Source organism: Pseudomonas sp. B3(2017) (genome assembly GCF_002113595.1).
GTDB lineage: Bacteria > Pseudomonadota > Gammaproteobacteria > Pseudomonadales > Pseudomonadaceae > Aquipseudomonas > Aquipseudomonas ekonensis.
The window spans coordinates 78,919-99,902 of record NZ_NEIU01000004.1; the positions used below are offsets into that span (position 1 = coordinate 78,919).

20 protein-coding genes are annotated in these 20,984 nt (G+C 66.6%); 8 read left to right on the forward strand and 12 right to left on the reverse strand.

Annotated elements, in window-relative coordinates; all coding sequences use genetic code 11:
* The first annotated feature begins 5 nt into the window (after positions 1–5).
* The gene (locus CAG33_RS07350) at positions 6–677 is read left to right on the forward strand and encodes a heavy metal response regulator transcription factor (RefSeq protein WP_085580001.1); all 672 of its coding nucleotides are present in this window, start codon (positions 6–8) and stop codon (positions 675–677) included.
* Positions 674–2,092 carry a heavy metal sensor histidine kinase gene (locus CAG33_RS07355; protein ID WP_085579999.1) on the forward strand — a complete coding sequence of 473 codons (1,419 nt, stop codon included), beginning with the start codon at positions 674–676 and terminating at the stop codon, positions 2,090–2,092. Before CAG33_RS07350 ends, CAG33_RS07355 begins: the two co-directional genes overlap by 4 nt.
* Before the next feature lie 312 nt (positions 2,093–2,404).
* On the opposite strand, the gene CAG33_RS07360 is transcribed toward CAG33_RS07355, so the two are convergent.
* Positions 2,405–3,796, reverse strand: coding sequence for an MFS transporter (locus CAG33_RS07360; protein WP_085637551.1), 1,392 nt, complete (start codon positions 3,794–3,796; stop codon positions 2,405–2,407).
* 102 nt (positions 3,797–3,898) lie between these two features.
* Here CAG33_RS07360 and CAG33_RS07365 point away from each other — a divergent pair, with 102 nt between their 5' ends.
* On the forward strand, positions 3,899–4,786 hold the full coding sequence (locus tag CAG33_RS07365) for a LysR family transcriptional regulator (protein ID WP_085579997.1): 888 nt from the start codon (positions 3,899–3,901) through the stop codon (positions 4,784–4,786).
* Here the strand turns inward: CAG33_RS07365 and CAG33_RS07370 are convergent.
* On the reverse strand, positions 4,783–5,403 hold the full coding sequence (locus CAG33_RS07370) for a cell wall hydrolase (RefSeq protein WP_085579995.1): 621 nt from the start codon (positions 5,401–5,403) through the stop codon (positions 4,783–4,785). The genes CAG33_RS07365 and CAG33_RS07370 overlap by 4 nt on opposite strands.
* 200 nt (positions 5,404–5,603) lie before the next feature.
* Here CAG33_RS07370 and CAG33_RS07375 point away from each other — a divergent pair, with 200 nt between their 5' ends.
* Positions 5,604–6,455, forward strand: coding sequence for a CAP domain-containing protein (locus CAG33_RS07375; RefSeq protein WP_085579993.1), 852 nt, complete (start codon positions 5,604–5,606; stop codon positions 6,453–6,455).
* Positions 6,456–6,671: 216 nt separating this feature from the next.
* On the opposite strand, the gene CAG33_RS07380 is transcribed toward CAG33_RS07375, so the two are convergent.
* The 4 genes from CAG33_RS07380 to CAG33_RS07395 all read right to left on the reverse strand — a co-directional run bounded on the left by CAG33_RS07380 (position 6,672) and on the right by CAG33_RS07395 (position 11,697).
* On the reverse strand, positions 6,672–6,827 hold the full coding sequence (locus tag CAG33_RS07380; RefSeq protein WP_085579991.1) for a DUF2474 domain-containing protein: 156 nt from the start codon (positions 6,825–6,827) through the stop codon (positions 6,672–6,674).
* Positions 6,814–7,830, reverse strand: coding sequence for a cytochrome d ubiquinol oxidase subunit II (cydB, locus tag CAG33_RS07385; protein WP_085579989.1), 1,017 nt, complete (start codon positions 7,828–7,830; stop codon positions 6,814–6,816). Before cydB ends, CAG33_RS07380 begins: the two co-directional genes overlap by 14 nt.
* 17 nt (positions 7,831–7,847) lie before the next feature.
* On the reverse strand, positions 7,848–9,263 hold the full coding sequence (locus CAG33_RS07390; RefSeq protein ID WP_085580109.1) for a cytochrome ubiquinol oxidase subunit I: 1,416 nt from the start codon (positions 9,261–9,263) through the stop codon (positions 7,848–7,850).
* 109 nt (positions 9,264–9,372) lie between these two features.
* The gene (locus CAG33_RS07395) at positions 9,373–11,697 is read right to left on the reverse strand and encodes an FdhF/YdeP family oxidoreductase (RefSeq protein ID WP_085637554.1); all 2,325 of its coding nucleotides are present in this window, start codon (positions 11,695–11,697) and stop codon (positions 9,373–9,375) included.
* A 352-nt stretch (positions 11,698–12,049) separates the two neighbouring features.
* Here CAG33_RS07395 and moaA point away from each other — a divergent pair, with 352 nt between their 5' ends.
* From moaA to CAG33_RS07415, 4 genes are all read left to right on the forward strand, one after another.
* The gene (gene moaA / locus CAG33_RS07400) at positions 12,050–13,048 is read left to right on the forward strand and encodes a GTP 3',8-cyclase MoaA (RefSeq protein ID WP_085579985.1); all 999 of its coding nucleotides are present in this window, start codon (positions 12,050–12,052) and stop codon (positions 13,046–13,048) included.
* Between the two features lie 27 nt (positions 13,049–13,075).
* Complete coding sequence (locus CAG33_RS07405) at positions 13,076–13,975, forward strand: bestrophin family protein (protein WP_085579983.1); 900 nt, start codon at positions 13,076–13,078, stop codon at positions 13,973–13,975.
* A 206-nt stretch (positions 13,976–14,181) separates the two neighbouring features.
* Entirely contained in the window at positions 14,182–15,474 is a 1,293-nt protein-coding gene (locus tag CAG33_RS07410) for an MFS transporter (protein ID WP_085579981.1), read from the forward strand.
* 10 nt (positions 15,475–15,484) lie between these two features.
* Positions 15,485–16,252 (forward strand): substrate-binding domain-containing protein, encoded by a 768-nt coding sequence (locus CAG33_RS07415; RefSeq protein ID WP_085637557.1) that lies wholly within the window; start codon positions 15,485–15,487, stop codon positions 16,250–16,252.
* Here CAG33_RS07415 and CAG33_RS07420 read toward each other — a convergent pair.
* From CAG33_RS07420 to CAG33_RS07445, 6 genes are all read right to left on the reverse strand, one after another.
* Entirely contained in the window at positions 16,242–17,150 is a 909-nt protein-coding gene (locus tag CAG33_RS07420; RefSeq protein WP_085579977.1) for a LysR family transcriptional regulator, read from the reverse strand. The two genes, CAG33_RS07415 and CAG33_RS07420, sit on opposite strands and share 11 nt — an antisense overlap.
* A 78-nt stretch (positions 17,151–17,228) precedes the next feature.
* On the reverse strand, positions 17,229–17,849 hold the full coding sequence (locus CAG33_RS07425; protein WP_085630461.1) for a DUF2867 domain-containing protein: 621 nt from the start codon (positions 17,847–17,849) through the stop codon (positions 17,229–17,231).
* Between the two features lie 80 nt (positions 17,850–17,929).
* Positions 17,930–18,982, reverse strand: coding sequence for a ketoacyl-ACP synthase III (locus CAG33_RS07430; protein ID WP_256576720.1), 1,053 nt, complete (start codon positions 18,980–18,982; stop codon positions 17,930–17,932).
* A 2-nt stretch (positions 18,983–18,984) separates the two neighbouring features.
* Positions 18,985–19,227 carry an acyl carrier protein gene (locus tag CAG33_RS07435; RefSeq protein WP_085637562.1) on the reverse strand — a complete coding sequence of 81 codons (243 nt, stop codon included), beginning with the start codon at positions 19,225–19,227 and terminating at the stop codon, positions 18,985–18,987.
* 35 nt (positions 19,228–19,262) lie between these two features.
* Complete coding sequence (locus CAG33_RS07440; protein ID WP_085637565.1) at positions 19,263–20,621, reverse strand: class I adenylate-forming enzyme family protein; 1,359 nt, start codon at positions 20,619–20,621, stop codon at positions 19,263–19,265.
* A gap of 32 nt (positions 20,622–20,653) precedes the next feature.
* Complete coding sequence (locus tag CAG33_RS07445; RefSeq protein WP_085579968.1) at positions 20,654–20,965, reverse strand: hypothetical protein; 312 nt, start codon at positions 20,963–20,965, stop codon at positions 20,654–20,656.
* Between the last annotated feature and the right edge of the window lie 19 nt (positions 20,966–20,984).

Sequence of the window (20,984 nt, forward strand, 5' to 3'; positions counted from 1 at the left end):
CGCCCATGAACATCCTCGTCGTCGAAGACGAACCCAAGGCCGGCAACTACCTGCTCAACGGCTTGCAGGAACTGGGCTACAGCGTGAGCCTGGCGCGCAACGGCGCCGACGGCCTGCACCTGGCGCTGGAGCACGGCTTCGACGTGATCGTGCTGGATGTGATGATGCCGCAGATGGACGGCTGGGAAGTCCTGCGCCGGCTGCGCAAGGAAGCCGACACGCCGGTGCTGTTCCTCACCGCCCGCGACGACATCGCCGACCGGGTCAAGGGCCTGGAGCTGGGCGCCGACGATTACCTGATCAAGCCGTTCTCCTTCGCCGAACTGGTGGCGCGCCTGCGCACCCTGACCCGGCGCGGGCCGATCCATGAAGAGGAACAGTTGCAGGTGGCCGACCTGCAGATCGACGTGCTCAAGCGCCGGGTCACCCGCGCCGGCACGCGGATCGTCCTGACCAACAAGGAGTTCGCCTTGCTGCAACTGTTCGCCACCCACACCGGCCAAGTGCTGTCGCGTTCGCTGATCGCCTCGCGGGTGTGGGACATGAACTTCGACAGCGACACCAACGTGGTCGATGTCGCGGTGCGTCGCCTGCGGGCCAAGCTCGACGATCCGTTCGCGCTCAAGCTGATCCACAGCGTGCGCGGCATCGGCTACCGCTTCGACATTCAGCCATGAAAACCAACGGCACCTATTCGCTGACCCTGCGCCTGGCGCTGGTCTTCGCCTTGCTCGCCTTCGCGTCGCTGGCGGGCCTCGGGGCGGCACTGTACAACGAGCTCGAAGAACAGTTGATCCGCCGCGACGACATCCAACTGGCCAGCCGGGTCGATCAGCTGCGCACCTTCCTCAACGACAGCAACACCCTGGAGCTGATCAAGAACAAGCCGGCGCTGTTCCAGAACATGCTCGGCAACCGCGAGGCCCTGCTCACCATCGGCGCGCCGGGGCAACCGCCGCTGCTGGTGGTCAACCCCGGCAACCTCGCCACCCCCAGCGTGCCCGCCGTGCCCATCGGCCACCCGATGGCGCTGAGCGACGTGAAGCATCTGCCGAGCATCAACGGCGTGCCGTTTTCGGCGGTGGCGGCGACCATCGACTCCGGCGAACTGGGCAACCTGCAAGTGCTCACCGGCCGCCTGATGACCGAACGCACGGCGATGCTCGCCACCTACCGGCTCAGCGTCTACGGCCTGGCGACGCTGGCGGCGGCGGTGCTGGCGCTGATCGGCTGCCTGCTGGTGTACCGTGGCCTGCTGCCGTTGCGCCGGCTGGCGCGGCATGCTCACGGCATCGGCGTCGGCAACCTGGGCGAGCGCCTCGACAGCCACGGCACCCCCCGGGAGCTGAAGCCGATGATCGATGCGTTCAACGCCATGCTGGACCGGCTCGCCAAGGGTTTTGCGCAACTGAGCCAGGTGTCCACCGACATGGCCCACGAACTGCGCACGCCGATCAACAACCTGCTGGGCGAAACCCAGGTCGCGCTGCAGCAGAACCGCAGCGTCGAGGCCTACCAGCAACTGCTCGCCTCCAACGTCGAGGAACTGGAGCGGCTGGCGCGGATGCTCGACAACATGCTGTTCCTGGCTCGCACCGATCCGGCCAGCGCCATGAGCCAGCGCCAGGAGCTGGACGCCGCCGACGAGATGCAGCGCATCGCCGACTACTTCGAAGGCCTGGCGGCGGACGCCGGCATCTGCATCGAGGCCCGCGGCAGCGGTGTGATCTGGGCCGAACCGATGCTGCTGCGCCGGGCCCTGGCCAACCTGTGCGCCAACGCGATCAAGTACGGCGCCGCGGATTCGACGGTGCGGGTCGAAGCCGCCGCCGGACCGGACGGCAGCCGCCTGCGGGTACGCAACCACGGCCCGACCATCCCGGCCGAACACCTGCCGCGGCTGTTCGAACGCTTCTACCGCGTCGACCAGTCCCGCCAGCGCTCGGCCCAGTCCAACGGCCTGGGCCTGTCCATCGTCGCCACCATCATGCAACTGCATCAAGGCCGCTACAGCGCCAGCAGCGCCGACGGCGAGACCTGCTTCGAACTCTTCTTCCCCGCCCGCCAAACGCCGTCCAGAGAACACCCCTGAACCCGCCGACATCCCCATCGCCTGTCCCACCGCCATCGCCGGCAAGCCGGCTCCCACAGGTTTTTGTGGTGTGCGCGGGTTCAGTATTCACCTTGGGCCCTGTGGGAGCTGCGGTGCGACGACTCGACTTGCCAGCGATGAGGCCAGCCCAGCCGACATCCCCGTCGCCTGACCCACCGCCATCGCCAGCAGGCTGGCTCCCACAGGGGACCCTGGGTGTTTGCAGGATCCAGGTACACCACAAAACCTGTGGGAGCTGGCTTGCCAGCGATGAGGCCGGCACTGCCGCCATCCCCATCACCTGACACTCCGCTACCGCTGCCCCACCAACGCCGACAGGTTGCGGGCCGTGCCGTTTACGGCAATGGCGATGACCATCAGCGTCGCGGCGACGCCAAAGGTCAGGTGCAAGCCTGCGGCAATCATGGCGGCCGGTGCCTGAGCCGGATCGCCGGCGACCCGGGCGAACACCGTCCCCATCGCCGCCGCCCCGGTGATCAGCCCCAGATTACGGGCCAGCCCCAGCATCGCCGACATCACCCCGCGCAGGTCCTGGCCGACGTCCGCCATCAGGGCGCTGCTGTTGGCCGCCTGAAACAGCGCATACCCGGCGGTGACCCACGCGATCGGCAGCAGATACCCCGGCAACCCAAGGCCCGTCGGCAACACCGCCAGCAACACACAACCGCCGGCCATGGCCGCCAATCCGCCCGCCACTATGCGCCGCGTCCCGAAGCGATCCACCAGCCATCCCGCCGGCACGCCGCCGAGCGCCGCCACCAACGGCCCGACCGACAGCGCCAGGCCCACCGCCAGGCTGCCCAGCCCCAACCCTCGGCTCAGGTAGAACGGCCCCACCACCAGCGTCGTCATCATCACCGTCGCCACCAACGCCGTCATCGCCAGACCGGCAGCACGGCGCGGATCGGCAAACAGCGCCATGCGCATCAAAGGCGCCGCCGCACGCCGCTCGACCGCGACAAACAGGCCCAGGCCCAGCAGGCTGATCGACAACAGCGCCACGGTGGCGCCCGGCGTTCCCGTGACGGTCATCGCCAACGCATACGCCGCCAGGGTCAGCGCCAGCGCCAGCGTCCCGGCGTGGTCGAACCGCACCCGCTTCTCCACCCCCCGATCCGCCGGCAGGTGACGCCACACCAGCCAGCCGTTGAGCAGTCCCAACGGCACGTTGATCAGGAAGATCGACGGCCACCCCGTCTGCGCGATCAGCAGCCCGCCCAACGACGGCCCCAACGAAGTGCCGATGGCCGACATCGTGCCCAGCAGCCCCATCGCCCGGCCGGTCTGCGCCTTGGGCACCGCATCGCCCACCAGTGCCGCCGTCAGTGCCAGCATCACCGCCGCGCCGAGCCCCTGCACCGCCCGCGCCGCGATCAGCCACCCCAATCCGGGCGCCAGCGCGCAACACAACGACGCGGCGGTGAACAGGCCGATGCCGATCAGCATCAGGCGACGCCGCCCGATCAGGTCACCGAGGCGACCTGCGCTGACGATCAACGTGGTGATCGCCAGCAAGTAAGCGAGGACGACCCACTGCACCTGCGCGAACGCGGCGCCGAAGGCGGCCGCCAGCGTCGGCAGGCCGGCATTGGCGATGCTGGTGTCCAGGGACGGCATCAGCATGGACAGGGAAAGGCCGGTCAGGGCCCAGCGGGAGGAACGGTGTAAAGGCTGTGGGGACATGGCAGGCGCTCTTCGCGAAGGTCATGGGCGCAGCCTATGTCTGGACGAGACAAGGCGGAAGACGCATGCTTTGCACTCCATACCTGCACGAAACGCCATGTCATGAATGCACCGGACCTGAACCTGCTGATCACCCTCGACGTGCTGCTCAGCGAAGGCAGCGTCGCCCGCGCCGCCGAGCGGCTGCGCCTGAGCCCGTCGGCCATGAGCCGCGCCCTCGCCCGTCTGCGCGACACCACGGGCGATCCGTTGCTGGTGCGCGCAGGGCGCGGCCTGGTGCCGACGCCTCGGGCCGTGGCCCTGCGCGAACAGGTCGGCCGCCTGGTGCAGGAAGCCGAAGCGGTGCTGCGCCCCGTCCAGGCGCTGGATCTCGGCCAACTGCAACGCACCTTCACCCTGCGCAGCAGCGACGGTTTCGTCGAGACTTTCGCCGCCGCCCTGCTCGCCCTCATCGCGGCGCAGGCGCCCGGCGTGCGCCTGCGCTTTCTGCAGAAAGCCGACCAGGACAGCGCCCCCCTGCGCGAAGGACGGGTCGACCTGGAGACCGGGGTGGTCGGCACGCGCACCGACGACACCCTGCACAGCCGCATCCTGTTCGAGGACCGTTGGGTCGGTGTCGTGCGGGCGGGCCATCCGTTGGCGTCGGGCAAGGTCAGCGCCAAGCGTTTCGCCGCCGGCGCGCACGTCCATGTGTCGCGGCACGGGCGCGAGACCGGCCTGGTGGACGATGCGCTGCACGCCCAAGGGCTGGCGCGGGAGATCGTCACGCTGGTCGGCGGCTTTTCCGCCGCCCTGGCGCTGGTGCGCGACTCGGACCTGATCGCCACGGTGCCGGAGCGCCACACCGGCTCCCTGCGCGCAGGCCTGCACAGTTTCAGCCTGCCGGTGACGTTGCCGCCGCTGACCGTCTCGATGCTCTGGCACCCGCGGATGGACGCCGATCCCGCCCACCGCTGGCTGCGCGACTGCGTGCGCCAGGTCTGCGCCTAACGGGCGTCGCCACCGGCGGGTTTGTAGAAGAGGAATTTCGCCGTCTCGGCGGTCTTGCGGTACTCGTTCGCCCAGCTCGGGTGAACGTTGCGGTCATGGAAATACAACGCGCCGTGGGTGCGATCCGTCAGCTGGCGGTTGAGGGCCTTGGCGGCGATCTCCTTGGCCAGCGCGTACTCGGCATCTTCCTTGACCTGGTCCGGCCTGCCGTCGCACCACCACGAGAACTGGCAGCTCTTGGTCTCCGACCCCTGCTTGACCACCTCGCAGACCGTGCCGGGAAACCCGTCGTGGCCGAGCCGGTTCATCACCACGCTGGCCACGCCTTCCATGTCGGCGGTGTCCTTGCCCTTGGCTTCCCAATAGATGCTGCGCGCCAGGCACGTAATGGGATCGTCCAACGGTGCCGCGCCCGCCGGATCGACCGCCTGCACTTCGGTCGGGGTGATGGCTTGCGACTTGGGCGCCGGTGCGGCGCTGACCTGGTCGGCGGCCTTTTCCTCCAGCACCTGGGCCTTGGCTTCGGCCTTTTCCTGGATCGGGGCTTGTTCGGCGGCCAACGCCGGGCCGCACGACAAGGTCAACGCAAGACAGACAACCACGCCTTTGAATCCCATGATCGACACTTCCGGCAGCGCCCGGTCCGGGCAATGTGTTGTGCGGCTGAGACACCCGGATTGCGGGGCTCTCGCAGAGTGTAGACGGCAAAATCCGAGGCCATGGGGCGCGGAAAAATCGCCGCCGCGAAGAAAAAGGCATTGCACCCACCGGGGCCCTTTCGCGCATGATGTGCGCACTCAGCCCAAGGGAGATTTCCATGCGCTTCATGCCATCCGCTCTGCGCCTTGCCGCGTTGTCCGTGGGCCTGGCGTTCGCCGCCTCGGCCATGGCCACCGACGAGTCGCAACTGGTCGAGTCGATCAACAGCTACCGCAGCCAGCCCCAGCGCTGCGGCACCCAGGCGTCCAGCGAGCTGCCGCCGCTGTCGGCCGACCCGCGCCTGATCCTGCCGGCCAGCGGCGTCGTCGACCTGCAGCAGGCCATGGCCCGCGCCAGCTACCCGATGGTAAACGTGCAGGCGATCAGCCTCAACGGGCCGAGGGATGCGGCGGCGGCGATGAAGGCGATCCAGGAGAGTTTCTGCCAGGTGGTGCTGGATCCGCAGTTCGTCGATGTCGGCGTCAGCCGCAGCGACCGCGACTGGCGCATCACCCTGGCCCGGCCGTTGCTGTCCGCCCGCCTCGGCGACGGGCCAAGCGAAGGCCAGAAACTGCTGGAGCAGCTCAACGCCGCCCGAGCCCAGCCGCGCCAGTGCGGCGGCCAAGCGTTCTCCGCCGCCGGGCCGCTGGCGTGGAATGCGGTGCTCGGCACCGTCGCCCAGGACCACAGCCGCGACATGGCCAACAAAAACTACTTCGACCACAAGGACCGCGACGGCCGCACGCCGGGCGACCGCGCCGAACTGGCAGGATACGGCGGCCAGCAGGTGGGCGAGAACATCGCCGCCGGCCAAGACACCGTGCAGAAAGTGGTGGCCGGCTGGCTCGCCAGCCCCGGCCATTGCGCCAACCTGATGAACCCGCAGTACCGCGAACTCGGCGCCGCCTACGCGGTGGACCCGAAGAGCGACGCGGGCATCTACTGGACCGCCCTGTTCGGCGCCGAGTGACGCCATCGCCAGCAGGCTGGCTCCCACAGGGAATGGTGGTGCTAGCAGATGCTGTGCTCACCGCAATAAAACGGTGGGAGCCAGCCTGCTGGCGATGAGGCCGGCACTGACGACATCTCCTGCGCCTGACCCACCGTCATCGCCAGCAGGCTGGCTCCCACAGGTTTCCTGGGCGCATTAAAAAACCGGAGCTAGGCTCCGGTCTTTTCTGCAGGGTCAGTGGGTCCTCATCCCCGCCGCATACATCAACAGCTTCAGCACGCTGGCCACCACCGCCAGCGAGGCGACGCTGCCCAGCCAGATCAGCAACAGCCAGCCCAGGCGCCGATGCCAGCGCTGCGGTTTCACGTCACGTCGCTCAATGGTAGCCATCGCCGATCCTCACTTTGCCGCGGAACACGTAGTAGCTCCAGAAGGTGTACATCAGGATCACCGGCAGGATGAACAGCGCGCCGATCAGGGCGAACAGTTGGCTGGTGGCCGGTGACGCCGCCGCCCACAGGCTGACCGACGGCGGGATGATGTTCGGCCAGATGCTCAGCGCCAGGCCGATGTAGCCCAGGAACATCAGCACCAGGGTGAACACGAACGGCCAATGGGTGTGACGCCGGCGCAGCGAGCGCAGCAGGCCGAACAGCGCCAGCAGCGCCAACACCACCAGCCCCGCGAACACCGTCAGGTGCGCATGGGTGAACCAGCGCCCCGCCAGTTCCGGATGCAGCTTGAGCGTCCACACGCCGATCACCACCACCATCGCCAGCAGCAGCCACGCCAGCGGACGGCTGTAGTGGCGCATCCGCGATTCGAGCATGCCTTCGGTCTTGACCAGCAACCACGTGCTGCCCAGCAGCGCATACGCCACCACCAGGCCGACGCCGCAGGCGAGCGGGAACGGTGCCAGCCAGTCGAGGCTGCCGCCGGCGAACTGACGGTCCACCACCGGGATCCCGGCCACGTAGGCGCCGATCACCACGCCCTGGGAGAACGTCGCCAGCAGCGAACCGCCGATGAACGCCAAGTCCCACAGATGCCGCTTCTCGGCCGGCGCCTTGAAGCGGAATTCGAACGCCACGCCCCGGAAGATCAGCCCCGCCAGCATGAACACCAGCGGCAGGTACAGCGCCTCCAGGATCACCCCGTAGGCCAGCGGGAACGCGCCGTACAACGCCGCCCCGCCCAGCACCAGCCAGGTTTCGTTGCCGTCCCACACCGGCGCGACGGTGTTCATCATCACGTCGCGCTCCTGCCCGTCCGGGATCATCGGGAACAGGATCCCGAGGCCCAGATCGAAGCCGTCCATGATCACGTACATCATCACCCCGAAAGCGATGATCACGCCCCAGATCAATGACAGGTCGATGCCTTGAATACCCATGTCTCAACGCTCCTTATTCAGTGGATCCGGCTGGCGGATTCGAGGTGGACGTTGGCGGCCGAAAGCGGCCGGCGCGGTGCCTGCTGGCTGTCGTCCTCAGGATCGTGGTCGTGGTGCGGCTGCGGGCCCTTGGCGACCAGTTTCATCATGTAGCCGATGCCCACGGTGAACACCGAGAAGTAGATGACCACGAACAGCGCCAGCGACGTGCTCATCTGCGCCACCGAGTGGTGCGACGCCGCGTCATGGGTGCGCAGCAGGCCGTACACCACCCACGGCTGACGCCCGACTTCGGTGGTGATCCAGCCGGCCAGCAGCGCGACCAGACCGCTCGGCCCCATCAGCAGCACCAGGCGCTGGAAGCCTCGGTGGCGGTAAACCGCGCCCTTGCGCCGCAGCGCAAAGCCGAGCACGCCGACCAGGATCATCAACATGCCCAGCCCGGCCATGACCCGGAAGCTCCAGAAGATGACGGTCGAGTTCGGCCGGTCTTCCTTGGGGAAGCTCTTGAGCGCCGGGATCTGCTTGTCGAGGCTGTGGGTCAGGATCAGGCTGCCGAGGTACGGGATCTCCAGCGCGTATTGGGTCTTCTCCGCCTGCATGTCCGGGATGCCGAACAGCACCAGCGGGGTCGGCTCGTTGCCGTGGTTTTCCCAGTGGCCCTCGATGGCGGCGATCTTCGCCGGCTGGTGCTCCAGGGTGTTCAGGCCATGGGCGTCACCGACCACCGCCTGGATCGGCGCGACGATCAGCGCCATCCACAGCGCCATGGAAAACATCTTGCGCACTTGTCGGGTGTCGTTGCCCCGCAGCAGGTGCCAGGCCGCCGACGCACCGACGAAGAACGCCGTGGCGACGAACGCGGCGATGGCCATGTGCGCCAGGCGGAAGGGGAACGACGGGTTGAACACGATGGCCAGCCAGTCCAGCGGCATCACCCGCCCGTCCACCACCGAGAAGCCCTGCGGGGTCTGCATCCAGCTGTTGGACGCGAGGATCCAGAAGGTCGAGATCAGCGTGCCGATGGCGACCATCACCGTGGCGAAGAAGTGCAGCCCCCGGCCCACGCGGTTCCAGCCGAACAGCATCACGCCGAGGAACCCGGCCTCAAGGAAGAACGCCGTGAGCACCTCATAGGTGAGCAACGGCCCGGTGACGCTCCCGGCGAAGTCCGAGAAGCCGCTCCAGTTGGTGCCGAACTGGTACGCCATGACCAGGCCGGACACCACGCCCATGCCGAAGTTGACGGCGAAGATCTTCGACCAGAAATGGTACAGGTCGCGGTAGGTGTCGTTGCCGGTCTTGAGCCACAGGCCTTCGAGCACCGCCAGGAAGCTCGCCAGGCCGATGGTGATCGCCGGGAAAATGATGTGGAACGAAACCGTGAACGCGAATTGAATCCGCGCCAGGTCCAGTGCCTCCAGGTTGAACATGATGATGTCCTCATCAAGGCTGAAAAGCGGCGGCACACGGCCGGGCCACCGCCAGGCGCGAACGCCTGCAGCCAGTCGAATTGCGAAAGGGTCGGATCGCTTCGGGCGGTTACGCCACCGACGACGGAATCAGGTTGCTCGCCTCGGCCGCCTCAAGGCGGATCGCCACGAACTTGGACGTCGGCGTGTAGGTGCGGTCGCCGTAGCTTTCCAGCGGCACCAACGGGTTGGTCTCCGGGTAGTACGCGGCGGCCTGCCCTACGGGGATGTCGTAGGCGATCAGGGTGAAACCGCTGACCCGCCGCTCGCGCTCGTCGTCCCACAGCGCCACCAGGTCGACCTTCTGCCCCGGTTCGAACCCGAGCCGGCGGATGTCCTGTTCGTTGGCGAACACCACGTCGCGCATGCCGTACACCCCGCGGTAGCGGTCGTCGAGCCCGTACAGGGTGGTGTTGTACTGATCGTGGGAGCGCATGGTCTGCAGGATCAGGTGCGGCTTGACCGGCAGGTTGCGCACGCCTTCGCTGATCAGGTGCTCGGGCAGCACGCACGGAGTGAACTGGGCCTTGCCGCTGGCGGTGTTCCAGACCCGGTCGGAGGCATCGTTGCCCAGATGGAAGCCGCCGGGGGTCAGCAGTTTTTCGTTGAACCGCTCGAAGCCCGGAATCACGTCGGCGATCAGGTCGCGGATGCGCCCGTAGTCGCCCACCGCCCATTCCCAGTCGATGGGGTGCTTGCCCAGGGTCGCGGCGGCGATGCCGGCGATGATCGCCGGTTCCGATTTCAGGTGCGGCGACTTGGGTTTGAGCTGGCCGAACGACAGGTGCACCATGCTGAAGGTGTCCTCCACGGTCACGCCTTGGGGGCCTTCGGCCTGGATGTCGATGTCGGTGCGGCCCAGGCACGGCAGGATCAGCGCGTCGCGGCCGGTCACCAGATGGCTGCGGTTGAGCTTGGTGGAGATGTGCACGGTCAGGTCGCAGTTGCGCATCGCCGCGTGGGTGCGCGGGGTGTCCGGGGTGGCTTGGGCGAAGTTGCCGCCCAGGCCGATGAAGACCTTGGCTTCGCCCCGTTCCATGGCGCCGATGGCCATGACGGTGTTGTGCCCGTGCAGGCGCGGCACCTTGAACTTGAAGCGTTTCTCCAGGGCATCCATCAGATCCTTGGGCGCCAGTTCGTTGATGCCCATGGTGCGGTCGCCCTGCACGTTGCTGTGCCCGCGCACCGGCGACAGCCCGGCGCCCGGACGGCCGACGTTGCCGCGCAGCAGTTGCAGGTTGATGACCTCCTGCAGGGTCGGTACCGAATGCACGTGCTGGGTCAGGCCCATGGCCCAGCACATGATCACGCTCTTGGCCCGGGCGTACATGCGCGCGGCCAGTTCGATGTCGGCCAGGGTCAGGCCGGACTGCTCGACGATGTGTTCCCAGGAGGTGGCGTCGACCTGGGCCAGGTAACTGTCGAGGCCCGAGGTGTGGTTGGCGATGAAGGCGCGGTCGAACACCGGCTCGCCGCCGGTGGTCAGGGCTTCGCGCTCCCATTGCAGGAGGAACTTGACCATGCCGCGGAACACCGCCATGTCGCCGCCCAGGGCCGGACGGAAGTACGCGGTATTGGTCGCCTCCCAACCGTTGCTGAGCATTTCGATGGGGTTCTGCGGGTTCTGGAAACGTTCCAGGCCACGCTCCTTGAGCGGGTTGAAGCACACCACCTGGGCACCGCGCTTCACCGCTTCGCGCAGCGGTTCGAGCATGCGCGGGTGGTTGGTGCCGGGGTTCTGGCCGATCACGAAAATCGCGTCGGCGTGGTGCAGGTCCTCATACACCACCGTGCCTTTGCCCACGCCCAGGCTTTCGATCATGCTCACGGCGCTGGCCTCGTGGCACATGTTCGAGCAGTCCGGGAAGTTGTTGGTGCCGTAGGCGCGGACGAACAGTTGGTACAGGAACGCCGCCTCGTTGCTGGCCCGGCCCGAGGTGTAGAACTCGGCCTCATGGGGCGACTTCAGGCCCTTGAGGTGGCGGGCGATCAGGGCGAAGGCTTCCTCCCAGGTGGTTTCCACGTAGCGGTCGATCCGTGCGTCGTAGCGCATCGGGTGGGTCAGCCGGCCCTGGTATTCGAGCCAGTAGTCGCTCTGCTCGGCCAGGGTCGAGACCGTGTACTTGTTGAAGAACGCCGGGTCCACCAGGCGCCCGGTGGCCTCCCAGTTCACGGCCTTGGCGCCGTTCTCGCAGAACTTCAGCAGGCCGGCGCCGGGCGCCTCGCCCCACGCGCAGCCGGGGCAGTCGAAGCCGCCGTTCTGGTTGGTCTTGAGCATGGCGCGGATGTTCTTCAGGGCGTTTTCACTGCCCAGCCAGTTCTTGGTGAGGCTGATCACCGCCCCCCATCCTGCAGCGGCGCCCTTGTAGGGTTTGTAGCGGTCGACTTGTGACATGGGACTTCTCCATGACGGTGCACACAGGCTAGAACCTGATCTCGGTTGAACGGCGACGACTGTCTTTGAACTAAAACGCCGTCGTTTCATTTGCCGGGCCAAGGATAGGAACGAGGGCAAAACATTGTCTAATCGCTATTAACGACCACCTTATCGAAACCATCTATCACGACGAAAAACCCTTTATTCATAGGCATTTGCAGAACTAACGAAACATCAGGACGGCAAAAAAAGTTCATCATCGACAGCATCAATCAGTCGTTCATTAAGAGTGATTGGACGTGTTTAAAAGTTGCCCATAACCTGCGCCGACTCCCGCCGTTTTCCGCGGCGTCACCCAAGCGAGGCTGTCATGTCAGAGCGCGTCTTGATCGATGGTTTCAACCGCCGCGTCGACTACCTGCGTCTGTCGGTCACCGACCGCTGCGACTTCCGCTGCGTGTATTGCATGGCCGAGGACATGCAGTTCCTGCCGCGCCAACGGGTGCTGACCCTGGAAGAGATCTTTCAGGTGGCGCAAAGCTTCGTGAAGCTGGGCACCCGCAAGATCCGCCTCACCGGCGGCGAACCTTTGATCCGCCCCGGCGCGGTCAAGCTGTGCGAGCAGATCGCCGCCCTGCCCGGCCTGCGCGAGCTGTGCCTGACCACCAACGGCTCGCAGCTGGGCAAGCTCGCCGCGCCGCTGTTCGACGCCGGGGTCAAGCGCCTGAACGTCAGCCTCGACAGCCTCGACGCGGACCGTTTCAAGCAGCTGACCCGCACCGGCGACCTGGCCCAGGTGATCAATGGCATCGATGCCGCGCGCAAGGCCGGATTCACCCGCACTAAACTCAACTGCGTGGTGATGCAGGGCCGCAACGACCATGAGATCAACGATCTGGTGCGTTTCGCCATCGACCGGGAGCTGGACATTTCCTTCATCGAGGAAATGCCCCTGGGCGCCATCAGCGAACACAGCCGCGCCGAGTCGTTCTTCTCCAGCAGCCAGGTGCGCGAGCGGATCGCCGAACGCTACACCCTGATCGATTCGGCCGAGTCCACCCAGGGCCCGTCGCGCTACTGGCGCCTGGCCGAGGCGCCGCAGATCCGGCTGGGGTTCATCTCGCCCCACAGCCACAACTTCTGCGGCACCTGCAACCGGGTACGGATGACGGTGGAAGGCCGCCTGCTGCTGTGCCTGGGCAACGAACATTCGGTGGACCTGAAAGCGGTGCTGCGGGCCCACCCGGGGCAACCGGAACGGCTGGAGAAGGCGATCATCGAGGCGATGAAGCTCAAGCCCTACCGCCATAATTTCGAAGTGAACGACGACGTCCAGGTCGTGCGCTTCATGAACATGACCGGCGGCTGACCCGCCACCCCTTCAAGGCAGACGTGCATGATCATCCGACCCAAGGTCAACCAGTTCGCCATCCTCTTCACCCTCAAGGGGTCGATCGCCAAACGCATCGCGATGCGCGCACTGATGGTCACGCTGCTGGCGTCGGCCATCGTGCTGGTGGAGATCCTGCACCCGAGCAACTTCACCAAGGTCAACGCCACGCCGTTCACCTTGCTCGGGCTGTCGCTGTCGATCTTCATGAACTTTCGCAACAACGCCTGCTACGACCGCTGGTACGAGGCGCGCAAGGCCTGGGGCGAGGTGATCGTGCACGTCCGCTCGGTGATCCGCGAGACCCACGTCATCCGCGAGTCCGCCGAGCGCCGCTCGCTGCTGCGCAACCTCTGCGGCTTCGCCCATGCGCTCAATGCGCGGCTGCGCCGGGAAGACGAAGCGGCGGCCAGCGCCGATTGGGTCACGCCCAAACCCGATGCGCAGGTGCCGGACTACAGCGGGCGGATCCTGCAGCAGATCGGCCAGCAATGCTCGGACCTGCATCAAAGCGGTGCGCTGAGCGAGTGGCGCTACATGCTGCTGGCCAACCACCTGACCAGCCTCACCCAGGCGCAGGCGGTGTGCGAGCGGATCAAGAACACGCCGCTGCCCTTCCCCTACACCTTGCTGCTGCACCGCACGATCTACCTGTTCTGCATCCTGCTGCCGTTCGCCATGGCCGAGCCGCTGGGCTGGCTGACGCCGTTGTTCACCGCCATCGTCAGCTACACCTTCTTCGGCCTGGACGCCATCGCCGACGAACTGGAAGACCCCTTCGGCCGCGACGAGAACGACCTGCCGACCGATGCGCTGGTACGCAACATCGAGCGCGACATCCTCTCGGAACTCGGCGCCGCGCAACTGCCGCCGGCGCTCACGCCGGTGGACTATGTCCTGAGCTGATCGACTCGCGCCTGCCCTTCGGTGCCTTCTCTGACGTCATCGCCAGCGAGGGCTCGCGCAGGACCCGACATTGATCCGCACAGCGCATCAATCCATGCCAACAATGCAATTAACAGATCGATCCTGCTGCGCCACTATCCGCCCCAATAAAAACCGTGCGCCGCCCTCCCGTCGCGCACGTCATAAAAGCGGTGGAGTACTTTTCTATGACAGCCTCAATCCCACACGGCGGCTCGCGGGCCGGCGCCATTTTCCGGGTCACCTCGGGCAACTTCCTCGAACAGTTCGACTTCTTCCTGTTCGGCTTCTACGCCACGCAGATCGCGGCGGTGTTCTTTCCGGCGAGCAGTGAGTTCGCCTCCCTGATGATGACCTTCGCGGTGTTCGGCGCAGGCTTTCTGATGCGTCCGCTGGGGGCCATCGTGCTCGGCGCGTACATCGACGACGTGGGCCGGCGCAAAGGCCTGATCGTCACCCTGTCGATCATGGCCAGCGGCACGATCCTGATCGTGCTGGTGCCCGGCTACGAGACCATCGGCCTGTTCGCCCCGGCGCTGGTGCTGATCGGGCGCCTGCTGCAGGGCTTCTCCGCCGGTGCGGAGCTGGGCGGCGTGTCGGTGTACCTGGCGGAGATCGCCACACCGGGCAACCGCGGCTTCTTCACCGCCTGGCAGTCGGCCAGCCAGCAGGTGGCGATCGTCGTCGCGGCGGCGCTGGGCTATGCGCTGAACCAATGGATGGCGCCGCAGGCGATCGCCGACTGGGGCTGGCGGATTCCGTTCTTCGTCGGCTGCATGATCGTGCCGTTCATCTTCCTGCTGCGGCGCAACCTGGCGGAGACCGAAGAGTTCGCCGCACGCAAGCACCGCCCGAACATGGGCGAAGTGTTCCGCACCCTGGGCCGCAACTGGACCGTGGTGCTGGGCGGCATGCTGATGGTGGCCCTGACCACCACCGCGTTCTACCTGATCACCGTGTACGCGCCGACCTTCGGCAAGACCGTGCTGCACCTGAGCACCTCCGACGCGCTGCTGGTGACCTTGCTGGTGGGTGTGTCGAACTTCTGCTGGCTGCCGGTCGGCGGCGCGCTGTCGGACCGCATCGGCCGGCGTCCGGTGCTGATCGCCATGGCGTTGCTGGCCCTGGCCACCACCTACCCGGCGCTGTCGTTCCTGGTGCAGGCACCGAGCTTCAGCCACATGCTGCTGGCGCTGCTGTGGCTGTCGTTCATCTACGGCCTGTACAACGGCGCGATGATCCCGGCGCTCACCGAAATCATGCCGGTGGAAGTACGGGTGGCGGGCTTCTCGCTGGCCTACAGCCTGGCGACGGCGGTGTTCGGCGGCTTCACCCCGGCGATGTCGACGTTCCTGATCGAATACACCGGCGACAAGGCCGCACCCGGTTACTGGATGAGCGTCGGCGCACTGTGTGCGTTGTGCGCGACGCTGTACCTGTACCGCCGGGCCGGCGGCCGTCTGCAACCGGTCGCGGCGTAAGGAGCCTGCCATGAAAAAATTGATCAGCCTCACCGCCCTCGCCCTGTTCGCCGTCAGCGCGTGGGCCCAGGCCGAAGAGCTGCGGGTGATGACCTCCGGCGGCTTCACCGCGGCCTACAAGATCCTCGGCCCGAAGTTCGCCGCCAGCAGCGGCAACACCCTCGACACCGTGCTCGGCCCGTCGATGGGCAAGGCGCCGGAAGCGATCCCCAACCGACTCGCCCGTGGCGAGCAGGCCGACGTGGTGATCATGGTCGGCTACGCCCTCGACGACCTGATCAAGCAAGGCAAGGTCGACCCCGCCTCGCGGGTGGAACTGGCAGACTCGCGGATCGGCCTGGTGGTGCGCGAAGGCGCGCCGAAGCCGGACATCGGCAGCGTCGAAGGCCTGAAGAAAACCCTGCTGGACGCGCACTCGGTGGCCTACTCCGACAGCGCCAGCGGCGTGTACATCGAGCAGCAGCTGTTCAAGAAACTGGGCATCGAAGATCAATTGAAGCCCAAGGCCAAGATGATCCCGAAAATCCCGGTGGGCTCGGTGGTCGCCAGCGGCGATTACCAGTTGGGCTTCCAGCAGGTCAGCGAACTGCTGCCGGTGCCGGGGGTGAGTTTCGTGGCGAAGATCCCGGAAGCGGTGCAGTCGGTGACCCGTTTCGCCGCCGGCATCCCGGTGGGCGCGCAGCACCCGCAGGAAGCCAAGGCGCTGCTCGCCTACCTCGCCGCACCGGCCGCCCAGACCGACGTGCAGGCCACCGGGCTGGACTCGGTCAAGCGCTGACCGGCTGCACCTTCATCTCCACCACCAGCCGTTCCAGCTCCAACGCCGCCGGGGTCAGGGTGCGACCCCGGCGCTTGATGATGCCGACGCTGCGCATCACCTGCGGTTCGGTCAGCGGGATCCGCGTCAGGATCGGATGGTCCGCCGCCGGCATCGCCATCAACGGCACCGCCGCCACCCCCAGCCCCGCCTCCACCAGACCGATCATGGTCGTCACGTGCCGCGTTTCGCAGATGCTCGGGCGCTGCGGCACCACGTGGGTCAACGCCTGATCCAGCAGAAACCGGTTGCCCGAGGTCTTGTCCAGCGAGATGTAGTCCTGGCGGTAGAACTCGTCCCAGGTCACGCTGCTGCGCCCGGCCAACGGATGGTCGCGGCGACAGGCCACCACGTAGCTTTCCTGCACCAACGGCTCGAAATCCACCCCCGCCTCCTGGGTGCCCATGAAACTCAGCCCGAAGTCCGCTTCGCCATTGACCACCGCGCTGAGCACGTCGTGGGCGCTGGAGTCGAGCACCTTGACCTTGATCCTCGGGAACTGCCGGTGATAGCGGGCCACCACCCGGGGCATGAAGTAGTACGCCGCCGACGGCACGCACGCCACGGTGACGTGGCCCAGGCGGGTCGAGGCCACTTCGCTGATGCCCAGCAGCGCCACGTCCAGGTCGTCCAGCAGGCGCTCGACGCTGGGCATGAAACCGCGCCCGGCCTGGGTCAGGCTGACCTTGCGCGTGGTGCGTTCGAACAGCTTCACGCCGAGGGCGTCTTCGAGCTTTTCGATCCGCCGGCTCAGGGCCGGCTGCGACAGGCGCACGGTGTCGGCGGCCTTGCGGAAACTGCCCTGCTCGACCACGGCGCGAAAGGCTTGCAGGTCGTTGAGGTCGAAGTTGATGGCCATGGCGGGACTCGGGCTGGATTGATTCGCGGAGGCTATGAATGTTACCAATTGATGCAAATCATTACAGCAGCGGACACCCTACCGGGCCGCCGTCGACAGCTGCCGCTCGATGGCGGCCAGGTTGCGTCGGCGTATCCAGCCGCTGGCCAGACGGATCGCCAGCCAATAAGGCGTGAACAGCAGGCGGGTGCGGGTGTTGGGGCAATGCACGAAGGTCTCGGTGCGCAGCGTGCGCGCGCCCTGCCCTTGCTCGATGACCTGGAAACGCAGCACCAGCCGGGCGATGCGCGGGTCGTCCAGCGCCGTGAACGCCTGCGCATCCGGGACGCGGTTCACGTTCAGGTCCGGGCGCCAGAAACGCCCCGCCAGGCCCATGGACACTTCGTCCGGCGTGCGTTGCAGCGGCGTGAACGAATCAAAGCCGAACGGCGCGCCGGCCGGCTGCGTGCGCCGGTTGCCCAGCATCCTCAGCAGTTTCGCCGGCAGCTCGCGCAGCGACAGCAGCGCGTTGACGACGCGGTCCTCGCGCATGTCGAAGGCGCAGACCGCGTCGATGATGCGCTCCGGTGACGCCAGGATCGTGCCCGACTCATGGCATTCATAGAATTGGAACGTCGGCAGAAACGGCGAAGGCGAAATCCAGGGCGCAACGGCCCGGCTCGGGATGATGCCCAGTGCCGTCCAGAATGTCGGGTTCATGAAAACTCCCTTGAGGGGCAAACGAGCGGGTGTGACGGTGCCCCTGAAAACCCAGGGCACCGCCACGCCGCACAGACAGCTTAGGCTTGCGCACGCACCTCTGCGTCCGCCGGTTCAGCCTTTTCCGGCACGAAGCACGGCGCCACGGCACGGGTCTGGCGAAGGTCGACCTTCATCGCGCCCCACGACAGCCCGGCGCCGAAGCCGCACAGCACGACGTGCTGCGCCTGCGGCGTGCCGACGGCGGCATGCCGCGACAGGACGATCGGGATGGACGTGGAGCTGGTGTTGCCGACGCCGTCGATGTCCACCGGCATTTTCTCCGGGGCGACGCCGATCATCCGGCGCAGGTAATTGAGCATGAAGCCGTTCGCCTGGTGCAGCACCAGCAGGTCGAGCGACTCGGGGCTCAGCCCCGTGTCGTCCAGCAGCGCCTTGACGGTCTGCGGCACCCGGGCGAGCGCGAAGTTCATCACCGCCGTGCCGTCCATCTGCAGGCAGCGGATGCTTGCGCAGGCCTGGCTGTCCGCGTCCCGGGTGTAGGCGATGTCGGAGGCCAGGGCCTCGCGGCCGCTGCCGTCGGTGCCGCAGACGAACTCGAACGAACTGTCACCCGCCTCCAGCAACGTGGCGGACGCCGCGTCGCCGAACAGCATTTTCACGTGCCGGTCACGCTCGTCGAGAATCCGCGTGGTCACGTCGCCCGTACACAGCAGGATCCTTTTGCAGGCCCCGGCCGAGATCAGCGCCCCCGCTTGCACCAGCGCGCTGACATAGCCGGAACAGCCGGCGGTCACGTTGATGACCAGGCAATGCTGCGGCAGGCCCAGCGCCTGCTGGACGATGTAGCCGACCCCCGGCGCCCAGGAATCCGGCGTCTGGGTCACCACGATCAGCCCGTCGATGTCGTCGGCGGCGCACAGCCCTTGATCGAGCAGGTGGCGGCACGCGGCGATCACCAGATCGGACGTGTGCAGGGTCTGGGTCTCCCTGACCGACTCGATGCCCGTGCTTTTCGCGATGCGGGCGACTTCCTTGGCGCCGAACAGCTCGGCGAAGCCGTCCAGCCCCACGCTGCGTTCGGGCAGCGCGGCCGTGACCGCGCGCACCGCAACCCCGGAAATGGTGTGCATGGTCAGGCCACTCCTTTCACTTTCCCGGCGGCCAGGTCGAAGATGTCCTGCACCGTCACCACGCCTTCGATCTCTTCGCCGGAGATGGTCGTGCCGGTGGTTTCGAACACCAGCGCCACAATCGAGATGCGCGCCATCGAGTCCCAGAAGTCGCTGCTTTCCAGCAAGGTGTCGCTCTTCAGTTCGTCCAGGGGGATGGACAGGATGTCGGCGATGCTTGCGCGCATTTTTTCCATGTCAGCCATGTGTCATTTCCTTATCGTTTGATGGCAATCGGGGCTCACGACCCGCTGAGGACGCCGGGATGGCGCATTTTCTTGAAACGGCTGGTGATCAGCGGCGTATCGCTGACGGACACCACCCTGGGCAATTGTTCCGGCGCCAGCACGCCGCGGATCTTGGCGTACAGCACGGCCTTGAAGTCCTCCAGCGCCTGGGGCGCCAGCAAGGTGAAGCGCGCCGCGACGATCTGGCCGAGCAACGGGTTGGGCTGGCCGTACACGACCACGTCAGACACGTTGTCGACGCCCATCAGCACGCTCTCGACGTGCGCCGGGAACACCTTCTTGCCGCCGACGTTGATCACGTCCACCGCCCGCCCGGAAACCCGGAAAAACCCCTCGTGCTCATCCGTCAGGTCGTGGGTGATCAGGTAGCCGTCGTCCGTCAGGTCGCCGGGGCCGGTCAGGTAGCCGAGCATGTTGGTCGGCCCGCGCACCTGCAGAATCCCGTCGACGACCCGCAGGCGGTAGGCCGGATCCTCGATCTTCATCCAGGCGCTGTCGCCGGCCTTGACGTCGCACGGCAGCACGCCGATTTCCGACATGCCGTAGAGCTGGCGCAGTTTCACGTCCGGCAGCAGGTTGGCGATGCGCTGGATGGCTTCAGGGGAGCTCGGCTCGGAACCGAAGTAGATGCGTTGCAGGCTGCGGGTGTCCCACTTCTGGAACACGCCGGTGATCGTCGCCAGGTTGAGCAGCGTCGGCGACACGTGCAGCGTCTGCACCTGGAACGCCTCGACGCAGCGGCCGACCTCCTGGGGCGAACGCTCCTTCGGCAGCACCAGGGTGCCGTGGGTCGCCAGCGCCTGCAGCACGGTGACCAGCCCGCCGATGTGGTCGAACAGCAGGAACGCCAGGATGGCGCCGCACCGCTCGGCATTCATGTAGCGGTCGAAGAACGGCGCCACGCCGTGCACCACGCCTTTGGCGGGCCCGGTGGAGCCCGACGAAAACACGATGAAACCGGCCTCGCGGCGCGACAGCAGGCCTTCGACGGTCGCCGGCAGCGCACGTGCTTCATGGGCCGCGAACGCGAAGCCTTGGGAACCGCCGCCCGTCACGGTGAACCGCGCGCCCGACGCTTCGGCCAGGTGCGCCAACTGCTCGTCGGCCTTGGGCACCGACAGCGCGACCACGTTGTTGCGCAGCCACAGCGCGAACAGCATGCAGACGCTGTCGAAGCTGTAGTTGTCCACCAGCAGGACGCAGGCGTCGCTGATGCCGCGGGACGCGAGTTCCTCGCCATAGGCGTGGATCCGCTCATGCAGTTGGGCGTAGGAGAAACGGCCCTCGTCGCTGACGATGGCCGGCTTGTCCGCGCCGTCTTTCAGGTGATTCAGAAACTCGACAACTTGCATATCCACCTCTCCATAAAAGTGCGGTCGCCGGATCAGCTCGCCTGGGCTTCAAGCGCAGGCGACAGCCGGCTCATGACGTAGGCGGCCAGCGTGCCCAGCGTGGCGAACGGCGTGGCGGTCGGCGGCAGGTCGGAGGTGTCGGCGAGGTGGACCTCGACGCCGAACCGGCTGCGGATCTGCTCTTCGGTGTCGACGATGATCGACACCAGGGTCATGGAGTCGATGGTGCCTTCGATGCCATACAGCGGGCTGTCCTCGCCCCGGGACAGATCGATGGGCTCGGGCAGCAGCAGGTCCTGTTGCCGCACGACGGCTTCGACGAGGGTTTTGACGGTGTTCAGCATTCCAACATTCCTTTATTGG

What these genes read in the sequence shown, in the direction of transcription:
- cydB (WP_085579989.1), bottom strand. Translation starts at nt 7,830, where the DNA reads ATGGGTATTCAAGGCATCGACCTGTCATTGATCTGGGGCGTGATCATC.
- CAG33_RS07360 (WP_085637551.1), bottom strand. Translation starts at nt 3,796, where the DNA reads ATGTCCCCACAGCCTTTACACCGTTCCTCCCGCTGGGCCCTGACCGGC.
- CAG33_RS07405 (WP_085579983.1), top strand. Translation starts at nt 13,076, where the DNA reads ATGATCATCCGACCCAAGGTCAACCAGTTCGCCATCCTCTTCACCCTC.
- CAG33_RS07370 (WP_085579995.1), bottom strand. Translation starts at nt 5,403, where the DNA reads ATGGGATTCAAAGGCGTGGTTGTCTGTCTTGCGTTGACCTTGTCGTGC.
- CAG33_RS07425 (WP_085630461.1), bottom strand. Translation starts at nt 17,849, where the DNA reads ATGAACCCGACATTCTGGACGGCACTGGGCATCATCCCGAGCCGGGCC.
- moaA (WP_085579985.1), top strand. Translation starts at nt 12,050, where the DNA reads ATGTCAGAGCGCGTCTTGATCGATGGTTTCAACCGCCGCGTCGACTAC.
- CAG33_RS07435 (WP_085637562.1), bottom strand. Translation starts at nt 19,227, where the DNA reads ATGGCTGACATGGAAAAAATGCGCGCAAGCATCGCCGACATCCTGTCC.
- CAG33_RS07380 (WP_085579991.1), bottom strand. Translation starts at nt 6,827, where the DNA reads ATGGCTACCATTGAGCGACGTGACGTGAAACCGCAGCGCTGGCATCGG.
- CAG33_RS07445 (WP_085579968.1), bottom strand. Translation starts at nt 20,965, where the DNA reads ATGCTGAACACCGTCAAAACCCTCGTCGAAGCCGTCGTGCGGCAACAG.
- CAG33_RS07440 (WP_085637565.1), bottom strand. Translation starts at nt 20,621, where the DNA reads ATGCAAGTTGTCGAGTTTCTGAATCACCTGAAAGACGGCGCGGACAAG.
- CAG33_RS07395 (WP_085637554.1), bottom strand. Translation starts at nt 11,697, where the DNA reads ATGTCACAAGTCGACCGCTACAAACCCTACAAGGGCGCCGCTGCAGGA.
- CAG33_RS07350 (WP_085580001.1), top strand. Translation starts at nt 6, where the DNA reads ATGAACATCCTCGTCGTCGAAGACGAACCCAAGGCCGGCAACTACCTG.
- CAG33_RS07415 (WP_085637557.1), top strand. Translation starts at nt 15,485, where the DNA reads ATGAAAAAATTGATCAGCCTCACCGCCCTCGCCCTGTTCGCCGTCAGC.
- CAG33_RS07410 (WP_085579981.1), top strand. Translation starts at nt 14,182, where the DNA reads ATGACAGCCTCAATCCCACACGGCGGCTCGCGGGCCGGCGCCATTTTC.
- CAG33_RS07375 (WP_085579993.1), top strand. Translation starts at nt 5,604, where the DNA reads ATGCGCTTCATGCCATCCGCTCTGCGCCTTGCCGCGTTGTCCGTGGGC.
- CAG33_RS07390 (WP_085580109.1), bottom strand. Translation starts at nt 9,263, where the DNA reads ATGTTCAACCTGGAGGCACTGGACCTGGCGCGGATTCAATTCGCGTTC.
- CAG33_RS07430 (WP_256576720.1), bottom strand. Translation starts at nt 18,982, where the DNA reads ATGCACACCATTTCCGGGGTTGCGGTGCGCGCGGTCACGGCCGCGCTG.
- CAG33_RS07365 (WP_085579997.1), top strand. Translation starts at nt 3,899, where the DNA reads ATGAATGCACCGGACCTGAACCTGCTGATCACCCTCGACGTGCTGCTC.
- CAG33_RS07420 (WP_085579977.1), bottom strand. Translation starts at nt 17,150, where the DNA reads ATGGCCATCAACTTCGACCTCAACGACCTGCAAGCCTTTCGCGCCGTG.
- CAG33_RS07355 (WP_085579999.1), top strand. Translation starts at nt 674, where the DNA reads ATGAAAACCAACGGCACCTATTCGCTGACCCTGCGCCTGGCGCTGGTC.